Raw genomic sequence first — 19,817 nt, 5'->3', positions numbered from 1 at the left:
GTTTTGCTGCGTTCATGAGACAGTATCTCGATTTGCTTCGCGATGTGCTGGAGCATGGGGTGAGCCGCGAGGATCGCACCGGCACGGGGACACAGGGCGTGTTCGGTCGTCAGGTGCGTTTTGATTTGCGCGAGGGCTTTCCTTGCCTGACGACCAAAAAGCTGCATCTGCGCTCGATTATTTACGAGCTGCTCTGGTTCCTCAAGGGCAGTTCGAATGTGCGCTATCTGCAGGAGCACGGGGTGAGTATCTGGGATGAGTGGGCCGATGAGAACGGCGAGCTCGGCCCGGTTTACGGGACGCAGTGGCGCAAGTGGCCGGACGGGAAGGGCGGCTCGATTGATCAAATTGCGCGGCTCATTGAGGGATTGAAGGCCAATCCCTGGAGCCGCCGTCACCTCGTTTCGGCTTGGAATGTGGCGGAGGTGGATGAGATGGCGCTGCCGCCCTGCCACTGCATGTTTCAGTTTTGCGTGATTCCGGCGCAGCGGGAGGGGGAGCGCCACGGCTTGAGTTTGCAGCTCTACCAGCGCAGTTGCGATCTCTTTCTCGGGGTGCCTTTCAACATTGCGAGTTATGCGCTGCTGCTCATGATGGTGGCGCAGGTCTGCGGCTACGAGCCCCGCGAGTTCATCCACACTTTCGGTGATTTGCATTTGTACCGCAATCATTTGGAGCAGGCACGCCTGCAGCTGACGCGCGAGCCGCGACCCTTGCCGCAGATGAAAATCAATCCGGCCGTGGCGTCGATTGACGACTTCCGCTTCGAGGATTTCGAGCTCTGCGATTACAATCCGCATCCGCACATCAAGGCGGAGGTATCGGTATGAGGGCGACGTCTGCCGAGCAGCTCCGCTTCACGGGGGTGGTGGCGATGGACGAGCAGCGCGGCATAGGGATGCGCGGCGGGATTCCTTGGCGTCTGCCCGAAGACATGAGGCTCTTCAAGCGCCTGACGATGGGGCATCCGCTGCTCATGGGGCGCAAGACTTGGGAGTCTTTGGGGCGCCCGCTGCCGGGGCGGCAGAATATTGTGCTGACGCGCGAGGCGTCGTACGAGGCTCCGGGGGCGCAGGTGATTCACGACGTGGCGCAGCTGGAGGCGCTTGAGCTGATGGATCCGGAGGTGATGGTGATCGGCGGGGCTCAGATTTACGAGCTCATGCTGCCGCGCATGCAGAAGCTCTGCGTGTCGGCCGTGCACGGGAGCTACGAGGCGGACACGCGCTTCCCCGCATTCGAGGGCTGTTTCAGCCGGCACCGCGTTCAGGAGCGCTTCGATGGCTTCGACTTGGTGGTGTGGGAACGCTGAGAGGCGGAGGCTTCGCGCTTGATTTTGACGGTGAAGTTGCTATAATGGGCTCTGGCATGAAGAAGCGTCGCGTTGTGATTCTCGGCTCCACCGGCAGCATTGGTACGAGTGCGCTGAAGGTGGCGCGTGATATTCCGGAGCGCATGGAGGTGGTGGGGCTGGCGGCTCACGGCAGCTATGAGGCACTGGCCGAGCAGGCCCGCGAGTTCGGCGTGCGGCATCTCTGCCTGTTTGACCCGACGCATGCCGCCGAGCTGGAGCGGCTGGTGCCGCCGGGGACGCGCGTGCTGACGGGGATGGACGGTCTCTGTGAGCTGGCGACGCTGGCGGAGGCTGACATGGTGCTGGTTTCCATTATCGGGACGGCGGGGCTGAAGCCGACGCTAGAGGCGATTGAGGCCGGCAAGGATCTGGCCATTGCGTCGAAGGAGATTTTGGTGATGGCGGGTGAGGTGGTGATGCAGCGCGCTGCCGCCAAGGGTGTTTGCGTGCTGCCGGTAGACAGTGAGCACAACGCGATTTTTCAGTGCCTGCAGGGTCATCGAGGAGGCCCGGATGAGGTGAGCCGCCTGATTCTCACGGCCAGCGGCGGGCCCTTCCGCTGCCTGCCCAAGGAGCAGTTGCCCCATGTGACGCTGGAGCAGGCGCTGCGGCACCCGACGTGGAAGATGGGGCGCAAGATTACGATTGATTCGGCGACGCTCTTCAACAAGGGGCTTGAGATGATCGAGGCGCGCTGGCTTTTCGGTATCCCGATGGAGCGCGTGGATGTCATCGTGCATCCGCAGAGTATTGTGCATTCGCTGGTCGAATACCGGGATGGGTCGATTCTCGCGCAGCTGAGCGCCAGCGATATGTGCTTCCCGATTCAATACGCGGTGACGTGGCCGGAGCGTACGCCGAATTCGCTGCATCGGCTCGATCTGGCGAAGCTCGCCGCTTTGCAGTTTGAGGCGCCGCGCTGGGATGATTTCCCGGCGCTGGGATTGGCTCGCCGGGCGGGGCTGGTCGGCGGCACGATGCCTGCGATGTTCAATGCGGCCAATGAGGTGGCGGTGCAGGCCTTCATCGGCGGTCGCATTCGTTTTAGCGGGATTTGGGAGACCGTTGAACGCGTTCTTGCCGCAGCGCGCCCGCGCGATTACCAAGGGCAGCTGGCGCTGATCCTGGAGGACGACGCTTGGGCTCGCGAAGAAGCCCGCCGCGTGATTCGCGCTTAATGGCCGTCCGGGTCTCTTCGGGGAGCTGCTTTGCGGAAGCTCTCGCCGCCGGAGGACAATTCGTCGGCCGCTTCGGTCAGGGTTGCGGACGGAGCCGAGGTTGCGGGACCTCCGAGCCTTTCGGGGAGGGGGGTGATTGTGGCAGGGTTGCCCATGGCGAGGTGCCCGTCGGGCACGTCTCGGTTGACGAGCGTACCGGCGGCGATCACGCAGTCATCGCCGATGCATACACCTTTGAGAATGATGCAGCGCATGCCGATGTAGCAACGCTTGCCAATCTTGATTTCCTTGCCTGCACGGTGAGGCGTCGTGCGTCCCAGCCATCCTCTTTCCGGGTTATATTCGTGCTCCTTGCAGTCGTAGATGACAGTGTCGGGGCCAATAATGGTGTAGCTGCCGATGCTGACCTTATCGGCGCAGATAATTTGGCATCCGCTCAGTCCGCAATGCTCGCCGATGTCGATAATGGCTCCGGGGGAGACCGTTGAAAGTTCCAAGGGAAGCCTGATGAGGGTGTTGTATTTGATCTTTGAGTGCAGGACGGCGTTGTCGCCTATGATGATGCGTGTCCCTTTGGCGCGAAAAAAACGAGGCCTCCCCGAGATGATACAGTGCTGTCCCACTTCGATGCCGCGCGCGCGGTACCGGAGCGAACACAGTTGATAGAAGGCGCGAAAGAGACGGAGTTTGAAACTCATATTATGATAATAGACGAGAGTAGAGTGCCTGTAGATCAGCGCACATCGTTTCTGCACACAGGGCCCGGCGGCAGGCCTCGCGTCCGTGTGCGCCCATGGCGAGTGATGTTGCTTGGTCGCGCGTGACGGCGAGAACGGAGCGGATGAAACCCTCGGTATCGGTCGGTTCGAGGATGAAGCCGGACTTGCCCTCTTCGACGTATTGCTTGCTGCCGCATTCGCTGCTGAGGATGATGGGAAGGCCCATGACACGGGCTTCCTTGACGACGGTGGGTCCGGTGTCAACGAGGCTTGCATGGACAACGCCCCAAGCTTTTTGCATTCGCTGCACGATCTCGTCGCGAGAAAGGCGGCCGAGACAGCGAATATTGTCGGGAATCCCCGGCCGCTTTTCCGCTGAAACTCCCGCCAAGTTCAATGTGACGTGTCTCAACCTCGGGTCGCGGAAGGCATCGATGAGCGTGTCAACATTTTTTAAGGGGGTATCAGACCCGGCATACAGCACGGAAGGTTGAGCCGACAGCTCTCGCCGCTGATCAAAGAAGCGTTGCTCGACGGCATACTCGAGGGCATGAACTTGTGCTTTGGGCGCTATTTCATGCACGCGTTCCCGTGCCCAAGGCGATTCGGCCGTGATGTCCTCATAGGCCTTGATCGCCTTTCTCTCATAGAGGCTCTGTCGATGCGCGAAGCGCGGCATATGGCCTCGGGCGATATATGCCGTCAGCAGGCCTTGGACGGAGAGGAGTTTTTTCCCGCGAAAGTCGGCTCCGCAGAGGGCGTAACAGTCCTCCGTTCCCCAGGCATGCACGAGGTCGGGGTTGATACGTTTGAGTTCGCGCGCCACAACCCGTCTGTCATGGGCGTAGAGCGTAAACTGCCCGAGGGTGCGGGACGAGCGAGGCAAAACGTGAATCCACTGCCCTTCTGCCTCGATGAGGCGGGGCTTTTTGACGGACTTACTCAGGACGATCCAGTGGAATTCGTAGGCGTCTTGCTCTCTGAGCGCGTGAAAGAGCGATGAAAGCCACACGGCGTAATGTCCGACGGGGCCCGGGAAGTTGGGATCAGCCTCAGAGGGCTGAAAAGCGGCCAGAAGGGCAATGCGGGGACGTGACGGGCTCATCGTTTGAAAAGAGCACGGTAGATTGCCAGCAGCCGGGCAAAGACGGGAAGAGGAAGGCAGCGCAGCAGGGAGAACAACCCGCGGCTCCCGAGCTGCCGGCGTACGCGCAGACGGTGAAGGGTGGAGCCGGACCAATAGCCGCAAAGCATATCGTTGACTCTGAGCTGGTCGGTCATGAAGCGGAGAATTTCCTCCTGCTCGGGGGTCGCCTTGCCCTGCCGGCTGATATAGTCGCTCAGCTTGGCTATTTCTGCGCGCATCGGTCGCCGAACAATGCTGTGATATTTCTGATTGAACTGCTCCCGTTTGATGATGGCCTCGTAGCCTCGCTGTCCGTCATCGCCGCCTCGGCACATGTTTTGGCTGCCTTGGCGCGCGTAGACGACCGGATGATCAAAAAACAGAGCGCTGCCGAGAACGCCGCAGCGGAACATGGCCGTGACGTCATCGACGTAATAGGCGTCGTCTTCCAGATTGCCGAATTGCCGGAAGTGCTGCATGGACCACGCCTTGAGCGACCAATGTTGCCCGGGAACGAGCATGCTGAAAACCGAGGCATGCTCCGAGACCTCGAGTTCGCCTGCGCAGGGCTCGGCTGCGCGTTGCCGAATGTCGGCCTCTTGCTCGTCCGTGAAGTCGACAACCTTCCCGAGCACCATGCTCGCACGGGGATGGCTTGCAATCGCTCTGCCGATGAGCGTGCAGCGGTCGACGGCAGAGATATCGTCATCGTCCGCACGGATGATCCAGTCCGACTCGACAAACTGCGCGGCGTGATTCGTGTGCCCGGCCAGATGCAGGTTGCGCGGCGTCTGCGTCAGGACCACGCGTCGGGGACCCTTGTAGGCGTCCACGCACTCCTTCAGAATCTCGTAGGTGCGATCCGTCGAGCAGTCATCCGAGAAGATATACTCGAGCTCTCCCTCGTAATCCTGAGCAAAGGCACTTTCAACGGCGGTGCGAATGTACTGCTCGCGGTTGTGCGACAGCAGGACGTAGGAGAGTTTCGGAAGATTCGGCATGGTTCACGTAGGGCGCGGGGGCGGTATCGCTCAGAGAGCCGGTGCGCTGTTGAGGGGAAACGGAAAAAAGACAATCAGCCTCTCCGCCCGAGACGTCGAGCGGAGAGGCTGACCGAAAAAGAGCTCACTTCTTGTTCACGCGAGCGAACTGCTTGAGGCGCAGACCGTTGAGGTGAATGAAGCCCGAAGCGTCATCCTGATTGTAATCCTCATCGGTGTAGTCGCCTTCCATCGTGGCGATGGCGTAGCTGTAGAGCGAGTTCGGGCTGCGGCGGCCGGCGTACATGACGTTGCCCTTGTAGAGCTTGAGGCGCACCTCGCCGTTGACCGTCTCCTGCGTCTTGGTGACGAGAGCCTGAATGGCCTCGCGCTCGGGGGCGAACCAGAAGCCGTTGTACACCATCGCGGCGTACTCGGGAATCAGCGAATCGCGCACCTTCTGAGCCTCGCGATCCATCGTGATGGTCTCGATGTCGCGGTGGGCGGCCAGCAGAATCGTGCCGCCGGGGGTCTCGTAGATGCCGCGGCTCTTCATGCCGACGAAGCGGTTTTCGATGATATCGACGCGGCCGATGCCGTGCAGACCGCCGAGGTAATTGAGCACCAGCATCACACCCAGCGGATCCAGCAGCGTGTAACCGTCGCGCTCGCCCGTCACATTGGCACCGGCCTCCACCTTGGCGATAATCTCATCAAGACCTTCCGTCTGCAGACCGATGATGTCACCCTTCTCAAAGAGGCACTGGAGGTACTGGGGCTTATCGGGAGCCTCCTCCGGGGACTGAGAGAGCACGTACATCTTGCGGTCTTCCTCCTTCGTGGCGTCGTACCATGTGTCTTCGAGGATACCGGCCTCGTAGGAGATGTGCAGCAGGTTGCGATCCATCGAGTAGGGTTTCTTGACGCTCTGGCGGATCGGGATATTGTGGCTCTCGGCGTACTGAATGAGCTCAGTGCGGCCGGGGAACTGCTCGCGCCACTCCTTCATGCGCCAAGGAGCGATGACCTGCAGCTGCGGAGCCAGCGCGTTGATCGAAAGCTCGAAGCGCACTTGGTCGTTGCCCTTGCCCGTCGCACCGTGGGCGATGGCGTCAGCGCCTTCGGCCAGGGCCAGATCGACCATGGCCTTCGAGATGCAGGGGCGCGCAATTGAGGTGCCCAGCAGGTAGCGACCTTCGTACACGGCATTGGCTTGGAACATCGGGAAGATGTAGTTGGCGGCAAAGTCAGCCTTCAGATCGCCGATGATGCACTTCGAGGCGCCTGTGGCGATCGCTTTCTCAACGATGCCGTCGAGCTCCTCACCCTGACCCACGTCGGCGCAGTAGGCGATGATCTCGGCGTTGTACTTCTCCTTGAGCCACACCAGAAGGACGGATGTGTCAAGGCCACCGGAATAAGCGAGAACGATCTTCATATTCACACGGTCACGCGGCGGTTTACCGCGTGCTCTCGCAGAGTATACGACGAGAGAGGCGTCTAATAAAGCAAAATTTGCCCGTTGGCGGGATTTTTACTTGCCAGCACGCGCTGTGCATGAAAAGATAGACGCGTGCAATATCGGCAGGTTATCATCACGGGAGCCTCGTCGGGCTTCGGCGAAGCTTTTGCTCGAGAACTCGCGTCCCCCGGCGTCCGCCTCGTGCTCATCGCGCGGCGCGGCGAGCTTTTGCAGCGACTTGCCGCCGAGCTGAAGGCGGCGTGCGGCGCTGCCGAGCTTCTCGTGCATCCCTGCGACTTGGCGGATGCGGAGGCTCGGCGCCGGCTCATCGAGGAGCTGAGCCGCGAGCTGTCCGGCGGGGGCAGCCTGTTGCTCATCAACAACGCGGGGCTCGGCGATTACGGCGAGTTTATCAGCTCGGAGCCGCAGCGCAATCGACAGATGACGGAGGTGAACATGGCGGCCGTCGTCGACCTCTGCCGCGGCCTTCTACCTTTGATGGCCGAGCAGGGCGGCGCCATCATCAACATCGCCTCGCTCGCCGCCGAACTGCCCATCCCCGACTTCGCCCTCTACGCCGCCGCCAAGACCTTTGTCGCGAGCTTCAGTGAGGCGCTGCGCCTCGAACTGCGCGAGCGGGGTATCCCGGTTCTGGCCGTCTGCCCCGGCCCCGTGCACACCGGTTTCGGCCAAGTCGCCCGCCGCAGCGGGTGCAGCGACGGCAAGTCGAGCTTCCACGACGCCTTCTACACCCCTGTCGACACCGTCATCCGCGGCAGTTTGCGTGCGCTGGCGAAGCGGCGTGCCCGCTACTACCCCTCGCTACGCATCAAGTTGGCCGCCTATCTGCTGCGCTGCCTGCCGCTGCCCTTGCTGCGCCTCATCCTGAGCCGCCGACCGCGGCGCGTGCATCCGAAAGCCTGATTCGCCCTCTCCCTCTCGCATGATCAAGAATCGCAAAAAATCACGCCGCAGCCTCCTCCCGTGGCTGTTGCCTGTCGTTTTACTGCTGGCGGCCGGCTCTCTCTATACGCCCTATCCCTGGACGTTTGCGAGCTCTATCCTCCGCGGCGAAGATGAGACGTCGGGCAGGGGAGGCGCTTCCTGCGCCGGGGCCGATGAGGCCGACCGCCCCGTGCACAGCAACCCGGAACCCGTTCCCGTCGTCTCCGATAACGAGGAGAGCGACGAAGGCGACAAAGCGCCCGTTATCTGGAAGCACGAAGCCCGCTTCAGCATGCCCGCCATCGAACTGCCGCCTTTCCCTCCGGCGCTGCCCGAGCGCGTGGAACCCGGGCGCTACGAGCACATTGCCAGCATGGGCAAAGGCATCAACATCGCCGGAAACGTCACCTTCGTGCAGGGCAGCACGGCGAGTCGCGACCGCGGGAGAAAGGACGCCTACCGCGTCAAGGTCTCGCTGGAACTGCTGCTGCCGCAGGCGGCGACCGGCAGCGACCTGCTGCATGCCAACCCGAAGCTGCCCGAGGTGCTGGCCGGCTACGACGCGCTGATGGAGCAGGCCAAGGTCTCGAAGTGGTACAACGCGCTCTACCTGCACAAGCAGAACCGCATCCGCAAAGACGCCGTCACCCTCAGCCGCCTGCTGGATCGGCACAACTTCTTTGACACCGACACCATCCTTGAAATCAGCGCCGCGGGCAGCGGCCGCAAGCTCCTCTGGATTCAGGCCGACATGGACGTCGTCTCCGACGGCTCGGACGGCGACCGCCTGCCGACCATGCCCGACAAAATCCTCAAGAGTGACAACTACCAGCCCTCCACCTCGTATTTCTGGCGCAAGCGCAGCAAGACGCCCAATCCCCTGCTGGCTCCTTGGCAGGAGAGGCTCCGCAAGCAGAAGGCCCGGAAGGCTCCCGCCGCCACGATTCGCAACACCGAGATGGTTATTGACAACCTCAAGCGCTTCAGCTACCTGCTGGCCGAGTACGATCCTTTCATCGTCATTCCGCTCACACTGCGCAAGGGTGGCAGCAACCCCTACCGCCCCCAGCCCGGCGACTACGCCGTGGTGATTGTCGACAATCGGGTCTTTCCGGCCATCGTCGGTGACTACGGGCCGAATTACAAGACGGGGGAGGCCTCCCTGCGCCTGGCCCGCGAAGTCAACCCGAAAGCGAGTGTGTACGCCCGCGCCGTTTCGAATCTCGGAGTGAGCTACATCATTTTCCCGGGGACGGCGGAAGAAGAGAAGGGACCCATCTCCTACGGTCGGCTCAATGAGCGCTGCCGACAGTTGCTTGACGACATCGGCGGGCTCGCCCCCGGCGCATCTTACATAGAGCTGCAGGATAAATTGGCGCCCGCCCCGGCCGAGTCGGATAAAGACAAGGACGACGCCAAGCCTTCTGAGCATCAGGGAGCCTGACAAGCGCGGCGGTTCGAGCGCCCGCATGCCGAGAAGCCCGAATCCGCCGCAGCGCCGCAGGGCTTTCCTCAGCGGAGCGGGGCTCGCTGTTGACGCAAGAATGGCGGTTGAAGCACTCGCAGCTGTGCGCCCCGCGAGACGCGCAGCTGCGCTTCGATTCAAGAAGCCCTTTGCCGCAAGCCGTTTGCCGAACCTCGCTTGCGGAACGACCTTTGCCGAACGCCGCTTGCGGCAATGTCGGCCGGGCGGAAAGCGCTCAGCGCCGCAGCAGGCTGGGCAGGATCGGGTTCTGCGGCCCCCGCACCGGGTATCCCTGCGTGGGTGTGCCGTAGCCCGAACGACCGCGAATTTGGTTGAGAACGGCGGAAATCATCGCATTGCGCAGCTCGGTGCAACCGTAGAAATTGGCTTGAGCGATGCGGAAAATCTCGCGCAGCGAGGTCTTGGCTTCGCTGCTGATGTTGCTGTTCTGGTACGAGTTTTTCAGCATCAGAAGCTCAAGCCACGTGGGCTTGCCGTTGGCGAAAAGCGTGTTGAGATCTTCGCTGAGCACGCGACCGTACTGATTCACGGCCGGAATCGCCGCCTGCGCGGAGGCTCTGTCGTGAACCGCCGCCAGCGAACGGTTCAGGCGGGCGAGAGCCGACTCTTGGCGGTTGAGTACCTGCGAGTAGGTGCAGCCGGTCATCGTGGCGAGAGGAGCCAGCATGCCCAAGGCGAGCAGAAGGTAAAGGGGCGCTTTCATGCGGTCGAGCTTACCCTGCGCTCGGCAGCGTGTCAATCCGAAAATACCGGGCTTACGGCTTGTCGGAAGCTCGGCGCAACTCAGCCAGATAATCCGTCTTTTGCGGCTTTTCCAACCGGAAGACGCGCACGCGATGTGCCGCCTTTTTCACCGACTCTTGCCTATTGAGCCCGAGGACGTCGTTCTGCAAGTCGCCGTCTTGCGTCACCAGCGCCACATCGGAGGCGATGCGCTCTTGCATCATTGAGCCCATGAGAACATTGTCGGCCGGTTCACCGCTTTTGAGCGGAACTTTCGGGTATACCAGACTGCCGTCACATTCTCTGAAGATTTGCAGCATCATACCGACACCGCGTTTAAGCAGATCGCTGTCCTCTTGCATCTTGCGCCCCAGCTCCTGCAGACAACAGAAGGGAATCGCGAGACGCAGAACTCCCTCGCGATGCAGCCCCGCAAGCAGCTCGATGAGCAGGGGCGCCGAGGGATGCAGCAGACTGCAGGTGTCGATGTAAACCCGGCAGCCCTTCAGATGCTCGCGCAGCTTCTCCGGCTTGAGCGGCAAACGGAGACAGACTTCGAGCCCCCGACGCTTCAGCACCTTCAGGCCGTCCTCGTTTGTCCCGTGCTGCACCTGTGTCGGGGCAGGGGACATCTGCTGCAGAGCGGGCTTTGCCGCCTCGCTGCTTGCGGTCGGTGCCGCATTGCTGCCGTCGCGGAGGCGCAGCAGACCCTTTTCAGCGAAGCAGACGCAGGCCATTCCTAGTCGTCGGGCACAGGCCAGCCCTTCCGGCTTCTGCGAAAGCACGACCATGCGCGTGCCCTGAAGCGAGCCCTGCATCTGAGCCAGCAGTGCCGCCATCTCCTGATGCTCGCCGCCTCGCATGGCAATCAAGAGCTTCCACATCTGCATGCGCTTCTCGTAGAGAGCGAGCTCCTTCGCATGGGTCAGGGCAAGGCGGCAGGCCGCCGGCATGCGCAGCTTTGTTTCACCCTTCCGTATCGACGCTTCCAGCTGCGCCATGAGCTTGGGCATCAGCGGGTGAAGCAGCGCACTCTCGTCGATCACCAGCTGCGCCCCTCGGAGAAGCTTCGCCATCTCCGGGGAGATGGCCCACTCCGTGGAGGTTTGCTCTGTCGGTTGCGACTCGCGGGAGGTGCCGGGCGAAGCCTGCTCGGGCGGCGGGGTGTCGCGCGGGGGCTCGCTGATGAGGCAGAGCGAGTTGCTCGGGGCCGGGTGATAGAGCTTGACTTCGCGGAGGTCGGTCAGTTGCAACAGATCACGCCGCCTCGGCGTTATCAGCAGGGTCGGCCCCTGCCATGAGGCATGGCGGCGGCGCGTCAGCTCCACGGCCGTCAGTTCCCCGTCTTCGAGACTCAGCAAACCCGCTGCCGCGAGTTGATGCAGACGCTGCCGGAAAGCCTGCCATTGCTCCTGCATCGTTTCAAGAGACAAGGACTTCACGCGCTCGTCGACCGCACGAAGCGAGGATATCGGCACGCTCAGCGATGCTCGCCCCTCGCGAATCAGCGGCGCCAGCTCCTCCGCCAGTAACTCCAGCACCGGCAACTCCGCCTTGTACACATCCGCCACAATCGCCCATCCGTCCAAGCAGCGGGCAAAATCGCCCGGCAACATCCTCACCGGAAGGGCGTGGGGCGCTTGAGCAGCGGCGGGCGGAAGGTCTTGAGCGGTTGCGCTCGCGTCGGCCGATGCAGCCCGTACCGAGTCGCGTTCACGCCCCCACAAGATGATAGGGCGCTCGCTCGCGGCGGTCGGTGCGTCGGGAACCCAAGCCACGGAACCGTCGCGCGTAAGCCATCCGCAGATCAGCCCCTCGGTGCGCGGAATCGCGTTTAACGTCGCTCTCTTTCCGCAGAGCACCAAGAGCTGAGGGCGGCAATCGAGCAGAGAGGGCAGCAGCGCCGCTGTGGTCTGCTCCTTTTCGCCGATGAGCGACAGCAGCTTGCGATCTCTGAAACTCTGCACGCGTCGGCGCAACTGCTGCGCCACGCCGGGCTGCGTCGGTGATGCTGCACACGCCCTGATGCCGTCTTGCTCAATGGAGCTGAAGACAGCTTTCGGAATAAGCAGCTGAGTCGGCTCATCGCCGGGGAGGGGTGTTGTAAGCCTGAGCAAGAGCCCGACTCGCTCGGCTGCAGCCACAGCTTCGGCGTCCGCCAGCAACACCGAGTGCGCCTCTGTGCAAGCGAGGAGCTCTGCGGTTGCCTTGATCATGTCCGCCCTCCTTCCGTCCCATTTCGCCTTCCGCAAAGTCGCATTAGGTGTTCCCTGAGGGCATCAGCCGACAGCCTCTCTTTCCCGGAGAAGAGGAAGAGGGAAGAGCCCATGCGCCGGATCAGCTCGCGCATCCCCTTCTCGTCGGCGGGCGGAAGTTTGGGTTGTGCTTTCTGCTTGTCTGCCTGAGAGGTAGCGGGTTTTATCGCAGATCCCCGCCGCGCGGCTACGGGAGCAATATTATTTGCGGAAACGGTCTTGTGCACAAGGACGACGGGTCGCGAGCCTTCACGCGGCTCGTCCTCTCTTGGCGGAGATTGCTTTGTCATATATCATTTGTTTGTGGTATGATCGCGTGTGTGCGACAGTTCCGCCCGCATATGACAGAGCCAGCCGCCAAGGAGCCGACGCACATCGGCTCGCTCCATGTGTGAAATCACCCGAGCGCGCCGCACAGCTGCGCCCGTGGTGCCCATGCACCACACTAACACCGCGGGCGCAGCGGCGTCAAGTCAAAAAATGAGACCGTGACCCGCTTGCATCGCGAAACAGGTGAAAATCGACGCGATGAGACGGCGGCGCGTCTGCCGGCCGACGTTCTGCCCCGACGTCCGGCCCGAGCTCTTCCCTGCGAGGGGCGGACATGCCGCGAGCCCGTGCACCCGCTAAATCATACGGAACACGCTTTTTGCTCGCCACGGCGTGAGTCGGGTGCTATAGTACGCCCAATCAAAAAAACTTATCACGTACATCATGCAACGAACCTTGGTGAAACATGCTCTGGCGAGCGAAACGCCGCTGGAGTCGATTCTGGTGGAAGGCTGGGTGCGCACCCGCCGCGATTCGAAGAGCTTTTCTTTCTTGGAGATCAATGACGGCAGCTGCCTGGCCTCCGTTCAGGTTGTGGCGGATGCCGGCATCCCCGGCTACGAAAACATCGGCGCGATGACGACGGGCTCGTCCGTGGCCGTCGAAGGCCGCTTGGTCGAGAGCCCCGGCAAGCAGAAGTGGGAGATCCAGGCGACTTGCGTACGCCTCATCGGCGCGGCTCCCGAGACCTACCCGCTGCAGAAGAAGGGGCACTCCCCGGAGTTCCTCCGCACGATTGCCCACCTGCGCCCGCGCACCAACCTGTTCGGCGCCGTCTTTCGCACGCGTTCGCGCATCGCCGCCGCCGTGCACCGCTTCTTTTTGGAGCGCGATTTTGTGTGGGTGCACACGCCCATCATCACGGCCTCGGACTGCGAGGGTGCCGGCGAGATGTTCCGTGTCACCACGCTCGACCCGCTGGCTGAGAACAAGAGCTATGACAAGGACTTTTTCGGCAAGCCTGCCAGCCTGACCGTCTCCGGCCAGCTCGAAGGCGAGACCTTCGCCTGTGCGCTGAGCAACATCTACACCTTCGGGCCCACCTTCCGCGCCGAAAACAGCAACACGACCCGCCACGCCGCCGAGTTCTGGATGATCGAGCCGGAGATGGCCTTCTGCGACGTCTACGGCGATATGGAGGTGGCGGAAGCCTTCATCAAGCACATCGCCGACACGATGCTCAACGACGCGAGCGGCGACTTCGACTTCTTCTGCAAGTTTGTGGACAAGGGGCTTCGCGAACGCCTCGAGGCTGTCAGCAAGCAGCCCTTCGTGCGCTGTTCGTACACCGAGGCCATCGAGATTATGCAAAAGAGCGGCCGCAAGTTCGAGTACGAGCCGCACTGGGGAATGGATATGCAGAGCGAGCACGAGCGCTTCCTGACGGAGGTGCACTTCAAGTGCCCCGTCATTGTGTACAACTACCCCAAGGAGATCAAGCCCTTTTACATGCGCCTCAACGACGACGGCAAGACGGTGACGGCCATGGACGTGCTGGTGCCCGGCATCGGAGAAATCATCGGCGGCAGCCAGCGCGAAGAGCGACTCGATGTGCTTGAGGGCAACCTCGAGCGCTTGGGCATGGACAAGCAGGCCTACTCTTGGTACAACGACCTGCGCCGCTACGGCACGGTGCCTCATGCGGGCTTCGGCGTGGGCTTCGAGCGCCTGATCATGTTTGTGACGGGCGTGCAGAATATCCGCGATGTGCTGCCCTATCCGCGCACGCCGCGCAACTGCGAGTTCTGAGCGCGCACGACAACTCGGCAGGCCCGGAGGCTGTGGTTCCTCCGGGCTTTTTTGCTGCCTGCGGGCGGGGCAAGGGCTCTCATCTTGCTTTTTCTCGGGCACGGCGCTTCTTTTTCCTTGTCAGGAGCCTTGAAACATGCTAGAACAGCCCCAGTAACACCATGAATATTCAACCGAAATTCACCCCCGTGCTCGATCCGGGCTTCGTTGCTCCGGTGCTCTGGAATAAGGCTTTTGAAGAGAAGGTGGCGGCTGATCCCGCTTCGCACCCGATTGACTTGGCTCTCGTTCGCGTGGACGGCACCTGCTTCCGCTGGAGCGGCAGGATTCTCCCGAATGAGGGCGAGAACGTCGCTCTGAACAACCGCTACGTCGAGCGTATCGTCAAGTTCCTGCTCTGGATGAAGGGCGGTTGCACGATCATGGTGGCCGGCGATGATCAGATCGCTGACATGTTGGCCGCAACCTACTGCAAGGGCGGTGCTCGCGAGTTCGACTGGGACTTCATCGGCCGTCAGATCTATGACCAGCCCATTACGGTGGTGAAGGTGGCCTCGGCCGCCGAGCTGCCTGAGGAGAAGTCCACCTCGGTGTCTCTGGGCCGCAACCTCGACGGTTACCGCATCGGCTTCGATCTGGGCGGTTCCGACCGCAAGTGTGCAGCCGTGGTGAACGGTGAGGTGGTCTACTCCGAAGAGGTGGTGTGGGATCCCTACCATCAGACGGATCCCGATTATCAGATTGAGGGTGTCGATGACTCCCTGCTGCGCGCGGCCAAGCACCTGCCGCAGGTCGACGCCATCGGCGGTTCCGCCGCCGGCGTCTATGTGAACAGCGAACCCCGCGTCGGTTCCCTCTTCCGCGGTATTTCGCCGGAGGACTTCAAGAACAAGATTCGCCGCATGTTCTACACGCTCAAGGATCGCTGGAGCGAGCGCATGGGGCATGAGGTTCCCTTCGAGGTGGTCAATGACGGCGAGGTGACGGCTCTGGCCGGCGCCATGGGCATGAATGATGACGCCGTGCTCGGCATTGCCATGGGTACCTCTCTGGCCGCGGGCTACGTCGACCCCGAGGGTCACATCATGCCTTGGCTCAACGAGCTGGCCTTCGTGCCGGTGGATTATCAGGCCGAGGGCGGTGTGGACGAGTGGTCGAAGGACACGGGTGTCGGCGCGATGTATTTCTCGCAGCAGGCCGTCGCTCGCCTGGCTCCCCGCGCGGGCTTTGATTTCGGCAGCATGCCCTACCCCGAGCAGCTCAAGAAGGTGCAGGCCGCGATGGCCGAGGGCGATGAGCGTGCCCGCCGCATCTACGAGACCATCGGTGTCGAGTTCGGCTACACGATTGCCTACTTCGCGCAGTTCTACACCGTGCGCAACCTCCTCTTCCTCGGTCGCGTGGCGACGGGTGAGGGCGGCCAGATCATCATCGACAAGGCCAACGAGGTTCTCGCCGGAGAGTTCCCGCAGTACAAGATCAACCTCTGCGTGCCCGATGAAAAGACCAAGCGCCACGGGCAGGCGGTTGCCGCTGCTTCGCTGCCCAAGCTGGGCTGAGGCCGCTGTTTCATTTTGCCGCCGGGGATTTGTGTGAATCCCCGGCGGTTTTTTCTTTTCATCAGCTGAAATCTTCTGTATAGTAGGGCGTAAAGGCATGGAGGAAAATCAGGAAGATATCTGGGGGTGTCCGGAGTGCGGGCAGGAGCTGGATCTCACCAACGTTGGCTTCTATACGGAAATCGTCTGCCCGAACTGCGGACACAAGGAGATTGTCCACACCAAGCTGGCCAACTATGACCTCACGGGTGTGCTGGGTGTCGGCGGTATGAGCGTGGTGCTCAAGGCGGTTGACCCCGTCCTGAAGCGGCAGGTCGCCATCAAGGTGCTCAATGATGCCTACCGCAACCAGCCCGAGCGCATTGCCCGCTTTGAGCGCGAATGCGCTCTGATGGCCAAGGTGCGCCACGAGAACGTCGTGGGGGTGTATTCGGCCGGGTGGGCACGCGGCCAGTTTTACATCGCCATGGAGCTCGTCGAGGGGCGAGACCTCGAGTACGTCGTCTCGAACTTCGGGCCGATTCGTCAGACGGAGGTGCTCAGCATGGCGCGGCAGGTGGCCTTGGGCCTGCGAGCCGCCAACCGCGCGGGATTGCTGCATCGCGACATGAAGCCGGGCAATATCCTCGTGACGCCGAGCGGCAAGGCCAAGGTGCTCGACTTCGGCCTCTCGCTCACGCATCGCGACGAAGATACCGAGCAAGTCATCTGGGCAACGCCCTACTACGTTGCCCCCGAGACGATTTTCCGCGAGGCCGAGGACGTGCGCACGGATATTTACGCGCTGGGCATGACCATGCGCTACCTGCTCACCGGAGAGGACGCCTTCAGCGACAAGCCGCCCGCCGGCATTGCCGTGCTGGCCGAATACAAGAGGCGCCTGCCGTCCCTGCGCGTCGGCCATCTCTACTTGGCTGACTCCCTTTGTGATCTGGTGGATCACATGACGGAGTTTGACCCGCAGGCGCGCCCGCTTTCATACGATGCCCTGCTGCGCGAGATCGACGACGTGATGACCGATCTGCGCATGGGGGACACTCTTGACACGCCGGAGGGCAAGCGCCGCTTCTTCCGCCGCCTCCTGCTGGGAGCTGCGGCCACGCTCGGTGCCGGCGCCGTCGCCGCCGCCGTGACGTCGATTCTCTCGACGCCGCCGCCCGAGCAAATCCTGGTTGAGCCCGAGCCCGAACTGGATTGGCCTCTTTACAGCATGGCCTCCGGCAAGGTGAAAATGCTCATGAAGCAGGGATGCACGGATCAGGTGTTGCACGAGTACGAATGGATGGCTAGGCATAACAGCACCGAGCCGCGTTTCAAGGCTTGGGCCGGCCTGCAGGCCATGGGCGTTGCCGTGCTGCTGGGCGACGAGGCCAAGACCGCCGAGCTGGGCTCTCTGCTGACGCATTGGTTGGATGACATGCCGACGGAGGATGCCGACGTTTCCCACATGAGTTTGGCGTTCAAACAGGTGAATTGGGTGGTCAAACGCCACGTTGATGCCATGCGCGACTACGTGCAGAAAAGCAGCAACCCGACGGCCGTTCTGCTGTGTGTCGCCGGACATCGGTATCACAAGGAGAAGGGCGATGCCAAGACGGCCGGAGAATTCCTCAGCCTCGCACGCGATGCCGCGAAGCGCTGCGGAGCCGATGCCGCCAAGCTGTCCGAGGCCGTTGAACGCTGGGCCGCATCCGAGTCCCGCGCGGCGGCCAAACCGCCCGTGAAGAAGCCCGATTCGGACAATCGGGACGATTCGGGAAAGCAGGCCGATTCGGGAAAGGCGAGCGGGTCGGCTCCTTCGGCGCCGTCGGCGGAGAAGCCTTCGGGCAGTCCCAAGAGCGCCGGAGAGGGCGCACCGTCGGCTGTGGAGCGTCTGGCCGCGCTGCGGCGCGGCTGCGATGCGCCGCGCATGGCGCATGTGCTCAACGAGATTTTGTCGGATCGAAGCCTGCGGCTCAGCACGGCTGAGCGCGATCAATACGTCCTGATGAAAGACGTCTGCGACGTCCTTTGCGAGGCCTATGCTGCCATCGACAAAGCGCATGCGGGAGCGATTGCGCCCGATACCATGACGCCCGAGCAGATACGCGACGCCGTGGCCGCACTCAAACTTCCCGGTTCTCTCAGCAACGAAGTCTACACGATGTTGCTGCTGCTGCAAGGCAAGCTCAACGAGGCCGAGCGAGCCAACCCCTATGCGTCCGACACGAACTCGCAGGACCCCTTCGCCATCCTCATGCGCGACTGGATGTTCCGCGCGCGCCGGGGCTGACAAGGAGCCAGTCTGCTCGGCGTCAGCCTTCCGCGCAGCGAGGCGCGCTGGCGCTGCAGGGCCTGCACGTCACGCCGAGCCGCACAGGCGAGCGGTCGAGCAGGCTCGGTGAGGAGTGCGGGTGCAGCGGGCAGGGGGCGTCGCGGAGAGCCCTCCGCTCTCATATCCCGCATCCCTGTTCACGCATCCCTGCTCACACATGCCGGATTACCTGTCCGCGCATGTCGCAGGGCGAGCGCTCCGGCGCAACCGTCAGGTGGGCGTCAAGTCGACGTCGGGCCGGCATCGCGCCGACGTCAGGCCGGCAGCGCCCGGCTCTGTGTCTTGCCCTGTGCTTTAGGCGCGGCTCTGAGGTGGCCTCAGCTCGGCCTTCCATGCGGAAACCGCTTGGGTAATCACCCCTGCTGCGTGGGCCTTCGGCTTCATGAAGCCCGGCACAAACCAAGGGAAAGCTCCCACGACGTCGTGAAAGACGGCCACCTCGCCGTCGCAGGTTCCGTGCCCGGCGCCGATGCCGATCGTCGGAATCGGGCAAGCCGCCGTGACGGCCTCGGCCACGCTGTGTTTCGTGCATTCGATGACAACGGAGAAAGCTCCGGCGCGGACAACCGCCTCCATATCGCGCATAATGGCGGCAGCCTCCTCATCCGTCTTGCCCTTCATATGGAAGCCGCCCTCCTCCCTCACGCGCTGCGGCAGCAGGCCGATATGCGCCTGCACGGGGATACCCGCCTGCACAATGGCCGCGATGTGCTGCTCCTTATCGGCGCCTCCCTCGAGCTTCACCGCATCGACCCCGGTTGTCATGAAGCGGCGAGCCGTTTCGACGGCCTGTTCCGGCGTGTCGTAGCTGTGAATGGGCATGTCGAGAATCACCACGGCATTTTTGACGGCGCGGGCGACGGCCTGTCCGTGGTGCATCATGTGATCCGTCGTGACCTGAGTCGTGTCCGGGAACCCGAGCACAACCATGCCCAGCGAATCCCCCACGAGAATCATATCGAAGCCCGCTTCGTCAAGCAGGCGGGCCGTGGGGTAATCATAAGCCGTCATCTCAGTGATGGCGCGAACGCCCTTCAGGGCGCGAATGGCATCAATCTTGCTCATCATGGCAGAAATCTGAAAAATAGGAGAAAGCCTCGTGAAGGAAAGCGCCCGATCAGAGCGGGAAGGGGACAACGGACGGCGCGTCGGCCGGCAGCTGCTCCAGCAGCTCCGAGACCGTTTGACTCTGCCCCGGCAGCACCAGCAAGGGGTCAATATCCGCCAGCGGGCGCAGCACAAAGCCGCGCAGATGGGCACGGGGATGCGGCAAGGTCAACTCGGGAGAATGCCATTGCAGCTCACCGACGTAGAGCAGGTCTAAATCACAGGTGCGGGGTTCGCCGTAAACGCCGCTGCGCCGACGCCCGAGCTTCTGCTCAATCTCTTGGCAGCGATGCAGCACATCGAGAGGCGAGAGCGCGGACTCGACCTCGACACAGGCATTGAGATAGGGAGGTGAGCCCTCGGGGCAGCCCACGGGCTCCGTCTCGTAGACCTGCGAGAGCCGCAGCCCGCCGAAGCTTTCGCTGAGCTCATCGCATGCCTGTTCGAGCAGCGCCAGACGATCACCCGTGTTCGAGCCGAGAGCGATGCCGATTCGCCGCAGCTGGGGAAACTCTTCACCCATGGTGAAA

Annotated in this window: 16 protein-coding genes; 8 read left to right on the top strand and 8 right to left on the bottom strand. The window is 62.4% G+C overall.

Annotation, left to right across the window (positions count from 1 at the left end; all coding sequences use genetic code 11):
• Positions 1–14 precede the first annotated feature (14 nt).
• From AC6UAL_RS03310 to dxr, 3 genes are read left to right on the top strand one after another with little or no spacing between them, the layout of a single operon-like run.
• Entirely contained in the window at positions 15–830 is an 816-nt protein-coding gene (locus AC6UAL_RS03310; RefSeq protein WP_500681940.1) for a thymidylate synthase, read from the top strand.
• Positions 827–1,312, top strand: coding sequence for a dihydrofolate reductase (locus AC6UAL_RS03305; protein ID WP_500681939.1), 486 nt, complete (start codon positions 827–829; stop codon positions 1,310–1,312). The genes AC6UAL_RS03310 and AC6UAL_RS03305 overlap by 4 nt, the downstream gene beginning before the upstream one ends.
• Before the next feature lie 56 nt (positions 1,313–1,368).
• Complete coding sequence (dxr, locus tag AC6UAL_RS03300) at positions 1,369–2,532, top strand: 1-deoxy-D-xylulose-5-phosphate reductoisomerase (RefSeq protein WP_500681938.1); 1,164 nt, start codon at positions 1,369–1,371, stop codon at positions 2,530–2,532.
• On the opposite strand, the gene AC6UAL_RS03295 is transcribed toward dxr, so the two are convergent.
• From AC6UAL_RS03295 to argG, 4 genes are all read right to left on the bottom strand, one after another.
• Positions 2,529–3,230 (bottom strand): acyltransferase, encoded by a 702-nt coding sequence (locus AC6UAL_RS03295; protein ID WP_500681937.1) that lies wholly within the window; start codon positions 3,228–3,230, stop codon positions 2,529–2,531. The two genes, dxr and AC6UAL_RS03295, sit on opposite strands and share 4 nt — an antisense overlap.
• A 1-nt stretch (position 3,231) precedes the next feature.
• On the bottom strand, positions 3,232–4,356 hold the full coding sequence (locus tag AC6UAL_RS03290; RefSeq protein WP_500681936.1) for a glycosyltransferase family 4 protein: 1,125 nt from the start codon (positions 4,354–4,356) through the stop codon (positions 3,232–3,234).
• On the bottom strand, positions 4,353–5,378 hold the full coding sequence (locus AC6UAL_RS03285; protein WP_500681935.1) for a glycosyltransferase family 2 protein: 1,026 nt from the start codon (positions 5,376–5,378) through the stop codon (positions 4,353–4,355). The genes AC6UAL_RS03290 and AC6UAL_RS03285 overlap by 4 nt, the downstream gene beginning before the upstream one ends.
• Positions 5,379–5,502: 124 nt before the next feature.
• Positions 5,503–6,795, bottom strand: a complete 1,293-nt coding sequence (gene argG, locus AC6UAL_RS03280; protein WP_500681934.1) for an argininosuccinate synthase — start codon at positions 6,793–6,795, stop codon at positions 5,503–5,505.
• A gap of 135 nt (positions 6,796–6,930) precedes the next feature.
• Here argG and AC6UAL_RS03275 point away from each other — a divergent pair, with 135 nt between their 5' ends.
• Positions 6,931–7,743 carry an SDR family NAD(P)-dependent oxidoreductase gene (locus AC6UAL_RS03275; RefSeq protein WP_500681933.1) on the top strand — a complete coding sequence of 271 codons (813 nt, stop codon included), beginning with the start codon at positions 6,931–6,933 and terminating at the stop codon, positions 7,741–7,743.
• Between the two features lie 19 nt (positions 7,744–7,762).
• Positions 7,763–9,208 carry a glycoside hydrolase family 75 protein gene (locus AC6UAL_RS03270; RefSeq protein WP_500681932.1) on the top strand — a complete coding sequence of 482 codons (1,446 nt, stop codon included), beginning with the start codon at positions 7,763–7,765 and terminating at the stop codon, positions 9,206–9,208.
• Between the two features lie 256 nt (positions 9,209–9,464).
• Here AC6UAL_RS03270 and AC6UAL_RS03265 read toward each other — a convergent pair whose 3' ends face one another.
• Positions 9,465–9,953: a hypothetical protein gene (locus AC6UAL_RS03265; RefSeq protein ID WP_500681931.1), complete on the bottom strand. Its 489-nt coding sequence runs from the start codon at positions 9,951–9,953 to the stop codon at positions 9,465–9,467.
• A gap of 52 nt (positions 9,954–10,005) precedes the next feature.
• Positions 10,006–12,189 (bottom strand): PIN domain-containing protein, encoded by a 2,184-nt coding sequence (locus tag AC6UAL_RS03260; RefSeq protein ID WP_500681930.1) that lies wholly within the window; start codon positions 12,187–12,189, stop codon positions 10,006–10,008.
• A gap of 753 nt (positions 12,190–12,942) precedes the next feature.
• Between AC6UAL_RS03260 and asnS the strand changes: the two genes are divergently transcribed.
• The 3 genes from asnS to AC6UAL_RS03245 all read left to right on the top strand — a co-directional run bounded on the left by asnS (position 12,943) and on the right by AC6UAL_RS03245 (position 18,138).
• Complete coding sequence (asnS, locus tag AC6UAL_RS03255; RefSeq protein ID WP_500681929.1) at positions 12,943–14,307, top strand: asparagine--tRNA ligase; 1,365 nt, start codon at positions 12,943–12,945, stop codon at positions 14,305–14,307.
• A gap of 161 nt (positions 14,308–14,468) precedes the next feature.
• A complete protein-coding gene (locus AC6UAL_RS03250; protein ID WP_500681928.1) occupies positions 14,469–15,866 on the top strand; it encodes an ROK family protein in 1,398 nt (465 codons plus the stop codon).
• A gap of 97 nt (positions 15,867–15,963) precedes the next feature.
• A complete protein-coding gene (locus tag AC6UAL_RS03245; RefSeq protein WP_500681927.1) occupies positions 15,964–18,138 on the top strand; it encodes a protein kinase domain-containing protein in 2,175 nt (724 codons plus the stop codon).
• A 336-nt stretch (positions 18,139–18,474) separates the two neighbouring features.
• Here AC6UAL_RS03245 and panB read toward each other — a convergent pair whose 3' ends face one another.
• Entirely contained in the window at positions 18,475–19,248 is a 774-nt protein-coding gene (panB, locus tag AC6UAL_RS03240) for a 3-methyl-2-oxobutanoate hydroxymethyltransferase (RefSeq protein ID WP_500681926.1), read from the bottom strand.
• A gap of 49 nt (positions 19,249–19,297) precedes the next feature.
• Positions 19,298–19,810: a 2-amino-4-hydroxy-6-hydroxymethyldihydropteridine diphosphokinase gene (gene folK, locus AC6UAL_RS03235; protein ID WP_500681925.1), complete on the bottom strand. Its 513-nt coding sequence runs from the start codon at positions 19,808–19,810 to the stop codon at positions 19,298–19,300.
• Between the last annotated feature and the right edge of the window lie 7 nt (positions 19,811–19,817).

It is taken from the genome of Candidatus Parakkermansia intestinigallinarum (assembly GCF_944389695.1).
Lineage (GTDB): Bacteria > Verrucomicrobiota > Verrucomicrobiia > Verrucomicrobiales > Akkermansiaceae > Akkermansia > Akkermansia intestinigallinarum.
The sequence above is the reverse complement of the archived record's forward strand: the minus strand, read 5'-3'. Positions and strand labels throughout refer to the sequence as shown.

Bases quoted from the DNA above. Each gene is read 5' to 3' on its own strand.
- AC6UAL_RS03250 (WP_500681928.1), top strand. From the start codon at position 14,469: ATGAATATTCAACCGAAATTCACCCCCGTGCTCGATCCGGGCTTCGTT.
- AC6UAL_RS03310 (WP_500681940.1), top strand. From the start codon at position 15: ATGAGACAGTATCTCGATTTGCTTCGCGATGTGCTGGAGCATGGGGTG.
- panB (WP_500681926.1), bottom strand. From the start codon at position 19,248: ATGATGAGCAAGATTGATGCCATTCGCGCCCTGAAGGGCGTTCGCGCC.
- AC6UAL_RS03285 (WP_500681935.1), bottom strand. From the start codon at position 5,378: ATGCCGAATCTTCCGAAACTCTCCTACGTCCTGCTGTCGCACAACCGC.
- AC6UAL_RS03305 (WP_500681939.1), top strand. From the start codon at position 827: ATGAGGGCGACGTCTGCCGAGCAGCTCCGCTTCACGGGGGTGGTGGCG.
- asnS (WP_500681929.1), top strand. From the start codon at position 12,943: ATGCAACGAACCTTGGTGAAACATGCTCTGGCGAGCGAAACGCCGCTG.
- AC6UAL_RS03245 (WP_500681927.1), top strand. From the start codon at position 15,964: ATGGAGGAAAATCAGGAAGATATCTGGGGGTGTCCGGAGTGCGGGCAG.
- argG (WP_500681934.1), bottom strand. From the start codon at position 6,795: ATGAAGATCGTTCTCGCTTATTCCGGTGGCCTTGACACATCCGTCCTT.
- AC6UAL_RS03265 (WP_500681931.1), bottom strand. From the start codon at position 9,953: ATGAAAGCGCCCCTTTACCTTCTGCTCGCCTTGGGCATGCTGGCTCCT.
- dxr (WP_500681938.1), top strand. From the start codon at position 1,369: ATGAAGAAGCGTCGCGTTGTGATTCTCGGCTCCACCGGCAGCATTGGT.
- AC6UAL_RS03260 (WP_500681930.1), bottom strand. From the start codon at position 12,189: ATGATCAAGGCAACCGCAGAGCTCCTCGCTTGCACAGAGGCGCACTCG.
- AC6UAL_RS03290 (WP_500681936.1), bottom strand. From the start codon at position 4,356: ATGAGCCCGTCACGTCCCCGCATTGCCCTTCTGGCCGCTTTTCAGCCC.
- folK (WP_500681925.1), bottom strand. From the start codon at position 19,810: ATGGGTGAAGAGTTTCCCCAGCTGCGGCGAATCGGCATCGCTCTCGGC.
- AC6UAL_RS03270 (WP_500681932.1), top strand. From the start codon at position 7,763: ATGATCAAGAATCGCAAAAAATCACGCCGCAGCCTCCTCCCGTGGCTG.
- AC6UAL_RS03295 (WP_500681937.1), bottom strand. From the start codon at position 3,230: ATGAGTTTCAAACTCCGTCTCTTTCGCGCCTTCTATCAACTGTGTTCG.